At 59.7% G+C, this 10035-nt stretch carries 6 protein-coding genes; 3 read left to right on the forward strand and 3 right to left on the reverse strand.

The annotated features are described in order from the left end of the window. The coding region (locus P5205_22145) for a phage major capsid protein (protein HSA13062.1) at positions 1 to 1874 on the forward strand (1874 nt) is incomplete at its 5' end. A 144-nt stretch (positions 1875 to 2018) separates the two neighbouring features. On the opposite strand, the gene P5205_22150 is transcribed toward P5205_22145, so the two are convergent. The 3 genes from P5205_22150 to P5205_22160 form a co-directional block, all read right to left on the reverse strand. After that, the gene (locus P5205_22150; protein ID HSA13063.1) at positions 2019 to 2546 is read right to left on the reverse strand and encodes a hypothetical protein; all 528 of its coding nucleotides are present in this window, start codon (positions 2544 to 2546) and stop codon (positions 2019 to 2021) included. 295 nt (positions 2547 to 2841) lie between these two features. After that, positions 2842 to 3381, reverse strand: coding sequence for a hypothetical protein (locus tag P5205_22155; GenBank protein ID HSA13064.1), 540 nt, complete (start codon positions 3379 to 3381; stop codon positions 2842 to 2844). 3 nt (positions 3382 to 3384) lie between these two features. Next, a complete protein-coding gene (locus P5205_22160; GenBank protein ID HSA13065.1) occupies positions 3385 to 4947 on the reverse strand; it encodes a recombinase family protein in 1563 nt (520 codons plus the stop codon). On the opposite strand from P5205_22160, the gene P5205_22165 reads away from it, so the two are divergent. Then, on the forward strand, positions 4914 to 5810 hold the full coding sequence (locus P5205_22165) for a uroporphyrinogen decarboxylase family protein (protein HSA13066.1): 897 nt from the start codon (positions 4914 to 4916) through the stop codon (positions 5808 to 5810). The two genes, P5205_22160 and P5205_22165, sit on opposite strands and share 34 nt — an antisense overlap. 7 nt (positions 5811 to 5817) lie before the next feature. Beyond that, complete coding sequence (locus P5205_22170; protein ID HSA13067.1) at positions 5818 to 9783, forward strand: glycosyl hydrolase; 3966 nt, start codon at positions 5818 to 5820, stop codon at positions 9781 to 9783. The last annotated feature ends 252 nt before the right edge of the window (positions 9784 to 10035 follow it).

Consider the following 10035-nt stretch of genomic DNA (forward strand, 5'->3'; position numbering starts at 1 on the left):
GGTGCAAGTCGGCCCGTGGAGGCCGCGACTCAGCGCACCAATGTTTTCCACAAGTTAAAACGCAGATTTTGTGCGGAACAATGCAGACGGATTTGACGACTGAGTTTAGGCGCGAAGCGCAGCTAACCGTTCGCGGTGATAACAGCGACACGCTGGACCTGTGCTTTTCCTCTGAGACTCCGGTGGACCGGGGCCCTTACATGGAAATCCTGGGGCATGGCCCCGGCGAATGCGACCTTACCCGGCTCCAGGGCGGCGACCATCCTCTTCTTCTGAATCACGATCCCGATCAGCAGATTGGTGTTGTGACTAGGGCTTGGATTTCCGGCGACCGGAAGGGACGGGCGACCGTCAAATTCTCCAACTCGGCGCTGGCCAGAGAAATTCTGGACGACGTCAAAAGAAAAATTAGGAAGTGCTGTTCTGTCGGATACCGAAGGACCAAGGAATTGGCCTGCGAAGTCCGCGACGGCATTACCTATGTCCGTTTTGCTTTTCAGCCTTTTGAAGCATCGATAGTTGCGGTCCCAGCCGACACAAGTGTCGGCATCGGGCGCAGCGACTCAACAGAGTTACATTATCAAAATCATATGATTACAACGACAGAGAACAGCGAAGCGGCCCGACGGGCCGAGATCGAAGCCATCAGCAAAAACATGTCCGAACGCATCCCCGGCGCAGCCGCGGTGTGCGCGGAGGCCATCGCAACGGGCGTTTCCGTTAGGGCCTTACAGGACAAACTCTTTACGATGCTGCCGAACGTCGTCCCGGTCTCTCGTGCGACGATCAACATTCCCGAAAGCCTTAGCAAGCGCTACTCCATCTCGCGGGCGATTCTCGGAGCCTCCGAAAACCGTCTCGACGGTTTGGAGCGCGAACTCTCTCAGGAGTGCGCCCGCACGAGCCGGAAAGACCCTCAGGGCTTCTACATTCCGCACGCGATTTTGACCCGCGCTAACAACGCCGTCGGCACCGCAACACTTGGTGGCAACATCGTGGCTACCGAACTCGCAGCCGGCAATTTCATTGAGCTGCTCCGCAACAAAGCTTGGGTGGCCAAGTTGGGCGCTCGCATGCTGGACGGGCTTGTCGGCAATGTCGTCATTCCCCGTGGCCTGGCTTCTGCGGTGGGTTATTGGGTGGGCGAAGCGGTGTCCACGACTCAGAGCAATACCGGTTTCGATCAGTTGACCCTCACCCCACACGCCTGCACTGGCTATGAGATATATAGTAAGCAACTTTTGATACAGTCAACGCCCTCCGTTGATGCCCTGATCCGTGATGACATTTTGGCGGTTTTGGCGCTGGCGCTGGACTCCGCAGCCCTCAACGTGGCGACAACCGCCATCGGCGGCGCGAGTGCGCCAACGTCCATTCGCGGCACGACCAATGTTGCCACAGTGACCAACAGCGCAGCCGGCGCTTTGCCTACGTTTGAGAAAATTCTTGAACTCGAGGCGGCAGTTGCCGCGGGCAATGCCGACTCCGCGTCCTGCGCTTACTTGACAAATCCGGAAGTGCGCCGAGTGCTGAAGTCGGCGGTCAAGACCACCTACGCCGGCGCTTACGGTTTCATTTGGGAGAACCAGGGAGCCGACGGGTCCGGCACGGTTAACGGATACAAAGCGGCTGTGACCAATCAGCTCGGAGATGCTGAGACGTTTGGCACCCTTACGACCGTCTGCTCCGCGATCTACTTCGGCAACTGGAACGATCTTATCATCGGCTCCTGGGGTTCTGGTTTGGACGTCGTAGTTGACCCATACTCGGCGGCAGCTACCCGCGAAATAAAGATTTATGCGTCTCAATGGGTTGATTTGGGGGTCCGGCACCCGGCGAGCTTTGCATTCATGCCCGACTGCTTGACAGCCTGACATTAAGATTTCCCGCGGTCCATTTCTCCCGCGGGAAGGCAGGGTTTTACGACTTTCCCCTGCCACATGCGGTCTGCCGGTCACGGGAGTGTCCCGGCAGGCCGCGAACCAGGCGGCTCCGTGATTGGTTGCACGGAGCCGCTTTTATTGCTTACGGCGCAGCCGATGCCCCGCGCGCCTGTGGTACTCGAGCGCTATTTTGCTTCTCTCTCTGCGCACCGCCTCGCCGCGCATCGCAGACGAGCGCATTCGGCCTTCAGTCAGCCGATAAAGTTCAGCCATGCGCCGTGAAATGGCCTGTTTGGTAATGCCCAGCTGGGGCGCGAGGCTGGTCGCTGTAGGCTCCGGGCAACACTGCGGTCTAAGCAGCAAAGCGAGTGCCCAGGCTTTGCAGCCGGCGGAGCTGACGCACTTGGATTCAGCGAACCAGGCGGCAATCTCTCCCAAAAGTTCAGCCGCGAGATGGAAGCCACGCTCTCGGTCCGGCTCCGGTGAAGCCAGCCCGAGGTTGATGTCGTGTTCTTCGGCGGTGGGCGGGTCGCAGGTTAGGACTTTAATGTCGCGCTCGTAGGCGATACCGCCGCGGTCTCTGTGGTGGCCCTGGAGTTGCACGTTGGCCTGGAATAGGTCCGGTTTAGGCCAGTGTAAGCCGTCCGTTTTTGTGATGAGCATTCACCCCAAAGGGATTCTGGCAACGGCCTTTCCTCTCCATCCTCGATATGGTCGAAATCGGAGGGTTTTAGAAAAATTCCGAGATTTCGGATTTCTTCTAAAACATCCGAAATTGTTCGTCTTGGCACTCCGACCGCCTTGGCGATTTCTTCCTGAGTGACCGGACCAGATCGGCAAATTTGCCGCTCTGCTTATCTGGCTCGGCAAGACGCTTCTGGATTACCCCCACTATCTGACTACCCCCTGCCAATCAAAACGCGCTGTAGGGCCAACGCGTAGCGAAAATCGAGGGGTTCTAAGGCTTTATTTTCAGCAGGTCATCGCAACGGGTGTTGCGGTAGAGACTCCCAGGCCGGCGCAGCATAACACCCTCGCCGCCCTTGTGAACGATATCCTGCATGTAGGACTTGGCATCATCGGCCGACTCCACGCGCCAGAAGGATGCAACGATCAGCCTGCCGGCTGGTAACGTTGCCAAGTTGTCACCGTTACTTACTGGAGTCAGGCTGCGGAGAATCTCAATGCCGGTCTCGGCCATGGTTCCCGGCACATCAAAGGCTACAATCCACAATTCGCCCCACTGGCCCCTGGCAACCGCCTTATGAACATCGGCGTCTGTCTTGCCAACACCTAGCCATAGTTCACAGTCCAACGGGAACCGGGGCAATGACTCGGTGAACCAGGCTGGGGCGTGGTAGTCGTTGCCCTGCCGTGATAGCAGCCGGTGCCCGTCCCAGTAGGCACGCCAGCCGTCAAACTTCTCACTGCACCACCAGCCGCAGACATTCTGGCCCGTCCAGTGGTTGCCGTGCAGCAATGGAGGTGGAACGGTCATAACCTACCTCGCCAACTGCCGCCAACCCGACACCTCGCCAACATGATTGACGATGCGGTAGCGCTTGTTTTCTACATCAATGACGAGGTGAGACACCAATGTTGGCAGCAGGTTAAGCAGCTTCTTACGGGTCTCGTTATCGTCCAGTTGCTTGTGGAGCTGTTCAATGGCCTTGACCATAGCAGCCTCTTGTTTGCTGCCGGCATAACCAGCCCCGAGCTTGACGAAGCCAGCCAACGCCGCCTTAATGCTTTCCAGAGCCATGGGAGCCGCCGCGCTCGTCATCATCTTCAGGTTAGAGGCTTCCAACTCCCGGCCCGCCGCCTCACGTTCCTTCACCAATGCCGTCAGCTTCGCTTCCACAGCCTTCACAGGCAACTTTCCAATCAAAGAGGCTGCATCCTCCAGTGCCTTGTCCAAGTCTCTTATACGGGCTTTGAGAGCCGCTACGGTGCCATTGGATTTCACCGTCTGCTTACCGAGCAACACTGCCGGGTGCTCTTGCAGGAATAGTCCAAAGAAGTCTAGCTCCAGTAACCGGATTCTAACAACGCCATGAACATCGCATTCACCCGTGCGCTTGCCCTTGCAAGAATAGAACGCGTGGTTCGTAGTTATCGTCCCGCCGCACTTCGCACACTTGCAGCGATTGCGGAATAGATTGGCAACGTAATCGCTATTAGGATTACCGCCCCGGCGGTTGCTGTTATCGGCCAGCTTGGCCCGTAGCTTCTGGTATTCGGCATCCGATATGACGGCAGGGTAATACCGTTCCAGCCTCACGCCCTTTATGGTCTTGTGGCCAGTCAGACTCTCGTGCTTGAGCAAGTGGCTGATTGTTCCCTGGCTCCATCGGCCACCCATGAGCGAAGGCACTTGGTCACGAATCAGACCCTTGGCGATTGTCGCCATGCTGGCCCCTCCAATGTATTCGGCGGCAATGCGCCGGATGGTGTTGGCGTGGGCATTGAGGCTGAACTCCCCGGCATGGCCCTTTGCGCCGTGGAAATCCACCCATTTGGGTTGCCATCCCCCCAGGTTCATCGGCCTACCCTTTGCGCACTCCGCGAGACGCAGAGAGAATGCCTTGCCGATACGGCTGCTCATGCCCGAACTGTATTCATTGGCAGCAGCCATTTCAATCAGGGCCATCATGGCCAGCGCTTGGTTCCTGCGGATAGCGTCCAGAGTGTAGTGCTGATGGGCAACGCACGAATAAATCTCAATGCCGCTCTGGAGCAGGTTGAGCCACACTGGAAAAACAACGTCATAGTAGTTCCTGCTGAACCGGTCGAGCTTCTCAATGATGAGCACGGAGCCGCGCTTTATGTCCCCGCTCTGGACCCGCTTTAGAAATGCGCCCAGGTTGCCAACGTGCATGTTGGCCGCCAGCCGTTCATCGCCAGCGACCTTGAACGCGCTCACGCCGGCATCGGGAGGCAGGTCCACCAGTTGCCAGCCATTGGCCGCGCAGACCTCCTGAGCCATTTCTCGTTGCCGCGCGAGGCTGGAGCCGTCACTCTGCTGGCGCGATGAGAACCGCCTGTACGAATACGCTACTTTCATTGCTGTTCTATTTGTCATGGCGCAAAGATTACACCGATATACTCATTTGTCAATACCGCTTCAGCACCACCGATCCGACCATCGAGGCAACGCAACATCATGTCGAAGGGATCGTTGCCAACATGGATGACTATCGGCGCATTCGGCCGCAGTTGTTTCCTTCTCACGACGCGGCCATTGCCGGCATGAGCGCCTGGGCGGAGCGCCAACGGCTGGGCCGGGCCGTGGTGTGGTGCACCCTCGAAGGCTTCTTCTGGTTCCCACGCACACTGATGGGATTCGAGAAGCTCATGTATGCCTTCGCCGACCAACCAGAGCTGCTGCATGAGATTAACCGCGACCTTCTCGCTTTTAACTTCAGCCTGCTGGACAAGATCCTCAAGGTATGTGTCCCAACGTTCATCACCATAGCCGAGGACATGTCCTACAACCACGGTCCGATGGTTTCGAAGCAGACATTCGAGGAAGCGGTGGCCCCGTATTATCGCCAGCTTGTGCCTCGGCTGCTGGAACGCAACATCATGCCGTTCATTGATACCGACGGGGATATCACACTCCTGGTCCCCTGGTTCGCAGAGCTGGGCGTGGACGGGTTCCTCCCCCTGGAACGACAAGCCGGCGTGGATGGCATGCGCCTGCGCCAGCGTTACCCGCGCCTGCGGATGATCGGCCATTTCGACAAGATGACCATGAACCGCGGCGAGGCCGCCATGCGCGGCGAGTTCGAGCGGTTGGTGCCGCTGATGAAGACCGGCGGTTTCATTCCGAGCGTGGACCATCAAACGCCGCCTGGCGTTTCGCTGAATGAATACCGCGTCTATCTGCGGCTGCTGAAAGAGTATATGGCCACAGGAAAACCATGAACCGGCCATGAAGAACACACTTCTGATTCCCCTCGTCGCAGTTGCCCTTCTGGGTCCCGACTCAATCCCCGCCGCCGATTCTCTCGAACAGGGCTTCGCGCACCCATCGGAATCCACCAAACCCTGGTGCTACTGGTACTGGATTACCGACAACATCTCACGCGAGGGCATCACCAAGGATCTCGAAGCGATGCAGCGCGTCGGGATCAGTCAGGCCTTGATCGGGAACATCTACCTCGATGAGGTAAAGCACGGCACGGTGAAAGCACTTACCGAGGAATGGTGGGGCATGATCGAACACGCCATCCGGGAGGGCGGCCGGGTTGGCGTGGATGTCGGCCTGTTCAATTGCCCTGGCTGGAGCCAGTCCGGCGGACCGTGGATCAAACCCGAGCAAGCAATGCGTTACCTGGTCAGCACCGAGCGCCGCGTTGCGGGCCCGCTTCGGTTCAGGGAGAAGTTGCCGGCGCCCCTCGAGCCGTTCCAGGATGTCGCCGTGCTGGCGTTTCCCGCACCGCAGATGGACGGCAGCACGATTGCCGCCCATGGACCCCGCGTGGGCTGCAACCCGGCAGTAGATCGCCCCGAGCGCATGCTGGATGGCGACCGCAAATCGGCCGTTGTAATCCCCAAGGGAACAGCGCAGGGCGGAGCCTCTTTCACCGTGGACATCGAAGTGACGGAGCCATTCACCGCGCGCAGCCTGGTGCTGTATCCGGCTGAGATGCCATTCTCCGCCCAGTGCGAGTTGCAGGCTGCGGGCGAGGACGGCACGTTCCGCAAAGTTCGACAGTTCCCGCTCGACCGCTCAAACACGAACATTCACGTCGGTTTCATGCCTTACGGGCCAGTAGCCGTCGTCTTCCCCGCGGAAACGGCGAAACGCTTTAGACTCATCTTCACCGAGCTTCGCAACAAAGGCGGGCTGGCCGAAATCGAGCTAACCGGCGCGGCGCGCGTCGAGCGGTTCGTCGAGAAGCAACTCGGCAAGATGCATCCCACACCGCTGCCGATGTGGGACACGTACCTCTGGCCCAAGCCGGCTGAGCCGGACTCGCCAGCCTTAACTGTAGCGCCCGACGCAGTAATCAACCTTAGCGACAAGATGGCCGCCGACGGCAGACTCAACTGGGACGTGCCGACAGGCGAATGGATAATACTTCGCACTGGTCTGACCCCAACCGGCATCCGGAACGCCCCCGCCTCACCCGAAGGCCAGGGCCTCGAAGTGGACAAGATGAACCGTGCCGCCGCCCAGGCCCATTTTGACGCCTTCATCGGGAAGCTCCTTCAGCGCATGCCGAAGACCGACCGCAAGGCCTTCAAGTATGTCATCGCCGACAGCTACGAAATGGGCTCGCAGAACTGGACTGACGGCTTCGACGAGTTGTTCCGCCAGCGCTACGGCTACGACCCGCGTCCGTGGCTCCCAGTGCTCAGTGGCCGGCTCGTCGGCGGGGCCGATCAATCCGAGCGGTTCCTTTGGGACCTGCGGCGGCTGGTGGCCGACCGCGTTGCCTACGACTACGTCGGCGGATTGCGCGACGCCTGCCACCGGCACGGACTCAAACTGTGGCTGGAGAACTACGGGCACTGGGGCTACCCGGCGGAGTTCCTCCAATACGGCGGTCAGGCCGACGAAGTGGGCGGCGAATTCTGGGCTACCGGCGAGCTGGGCAGCATCGAGCTGCGCTGCGCTGCTTCCGCGGCGCATACATACGGCAAACCCATCGTCCACGCCGAAGCCTTCACCAGCGGGGTGCTGTTCGAAAGCACCCCCTGGTCGCTCAAGCGCCGAGGCGATTGGGCACTCACCGAGGGCATCAACCATTGGGTGTTGCACGTTTACATTCACCAGCCGTGGGACGACCGCCGGCCCGGCGTGAATGCCTGGTTCAGCACCGAATTCAACCGCAACAACGCCTGGTTCGAGCAGGGCCGTGAGTTTATTGACTACTATCGCCGCTGCGATTTTCTGCTCCAAGAAGGCCATCACGTGGCAGACGTGGCCTACTTCATCGGCGAGGACACGCCGAAAATGACGGGTATCCGCAAACCCGCGCTGCCGCCGGGCTACAACTTCGACTACATCAATGCCGAAGTGATCGAACGGAGGCTGAAGGTCAAGAACGGCCGCTTCGTCCTGCCGGACGGCATGTCCTATCGCCTACTGGTGCTGCCCGAATTGGAGAGCATGCGCCCCGAGTTACTGGCGAAGCTTCGTGAGCTTGTCCGAGCCGGCGGGAACATCCTCGGCCCCCCGCCCTCCCGCTCGCCGAGCCTGGAAGATTATCCTCAATGCGACGTGCGGGTGCGGAACCTGGCCGCCGAATTGTGGGGCAAGCCCGTTCAGCCCGGCCCTGGCGATCCCTCAGGCCCCGCGCAACACCCATTTGGCAAGGGCCGTGTGTTCCGCGCCGCCGAACTCCAGCCAGTACTTGACGCGCTGGGTGTGCCTCCCGACTTCACCGGGCCCGACCCCAGGCAAATTCTCTGGACCCACCGGTCCAGCCGGGAAGCCGAGATCTACTTCATCTCCAACCAGGGGGAACAGGCGGCTGCCACCGCGCCCACCTTTCGCGTACAGGGCAAAGAGCCGGAGCTTTGGGACGCCGTCAGCGGGCGAGTGGTGAAGCCTGCGGTGTTTGAGCTGACTAAAGCAGGAATACGGGTGCCCATTCAACTTGAACCGCGAGGCTCATTGTTCGTTGTCTTCCGGGAACGGGTTGGGAAAACGCCGGCGGTGGCCCAAGTCAGCAGGAATAACGAGGTCATTCTAAGCACAGCACCCAACCCGGTTCAAACGCAAGCGTCCATGAACCACCGCAATGCCGTTAACAACTTCGGCATAACCGGTTGGGTCAAGCCCGCAGCCGACATCGCCTTGCCAGACGAAACAAATTCGGGGGTCTTCACCCACCTGCCCCGCAACGACGCCGTCGTCCCAGCCCACGGCGCGTCGGCTTTCTCCGACCCAACCCATGCCTGCGCTGGAATCTCCGCCGGACGCAATGGTGTTTGCGTTTATGAGCACTCGGGGGACTATTTTGCCCCCCTGCTTGTTTACCGGACGCCCCTCACCAACTGGACGCACCTTGCCGTGGTTTATCAGGACAGCACCCCCAGTCTCTACCTTAACGGCAAGCCGGTCCGCCAGGGATTGAAGAGCCGCTTTACGGTCCATTCCGGTTTGAGTGTTGATCCGTCGGGCAGCGCGAGCTTCAAAGGCGACCTGGCCAGCTTCCGTGACTTCGGGCGGGCTCTTGATGTCGCGGAGATTGCCGAGTTGGCGAAGTCGCAGCCGCCCGCCGCTGCGGCCCTGCCGGCAATTGTCCTCGCCCGTGGGAAGAAACGGACGCTCGAAGCCGAAGTCTCCGCTCCCGGCCGCTATGCAATCAAGTTCACGAATGGGCGGAGCCAGTCCCTCGAAGTTCCGGCCCTGCCTCCCCCCACTGAGATTCTTGGTCCCTGGATAGTGCATCTGCCCGAAAACATGGACGTCCCCACACAACTTGAATTGGACAAGCTCATGTCGTTGACGGATCATCCCAATGAATCCATCCGGTATTTCTCCGGCACGGCTACCTACAAATGCGCCTTCGAGCTCGCCGCCGACAGGCTGCAACACGGCCAGCGCCTCTGGCTGGAACTGGGCCGCGTCGAATCTCTGGCTGAAGTAATCCTAAACGGCAAACAGCTCGGTGTGCTTTGGAAGCCTCCCCTCAGTCTCGACCTCACGGACGCAGCCAAATCCGGTATGAACCAACTCGAGGTGCGTGTCACTGGCACCTGGCGCAACCGTCTCATCGGCGCTGCCAAGTATCCGGATGGCTTCCCCGGTGGTCGCATGCAATTCAAACCCTGGCTGGGCGTCAGCCTAAACCTGCGCCCGGACGAAGCTCCGCCTCCCTTCGGCCTGATCGGCCCCGTCCACCTCCGCACCACTTGGCGAGCCGAAATTGCGCCAAACTAGCCGGAGCCTGCGGCCACCCTCTCCGAGCAATGCTGCCCCCAAATAGCAGGAAGGCGACTCCACTCGGAGTCGCCTGAACCTAACTAACCACCATTGCAAGGAACGCCAATATCATAACCCAATGCCTATGTGCCGCAATGGGGTGAACACCCCATATCTCAATCGCAACCAGAGAGGTGCGGAGGCAGCACGCCCAGGGAGCCCTTCCCCCGAAAAAGTGGACACCGGATCTTGGGTCTGAGAGAAAGGCAA

Source organism: Candidatus Paceibacterota bacterium (genome assembly GCA_035452965.1).
Taxonomy (GTDB): domain Bacteria; phylum Verrucomicrobiota; class Verrucomicrobiia; order Limisphaerales; family UBA8199; genus UBA8199.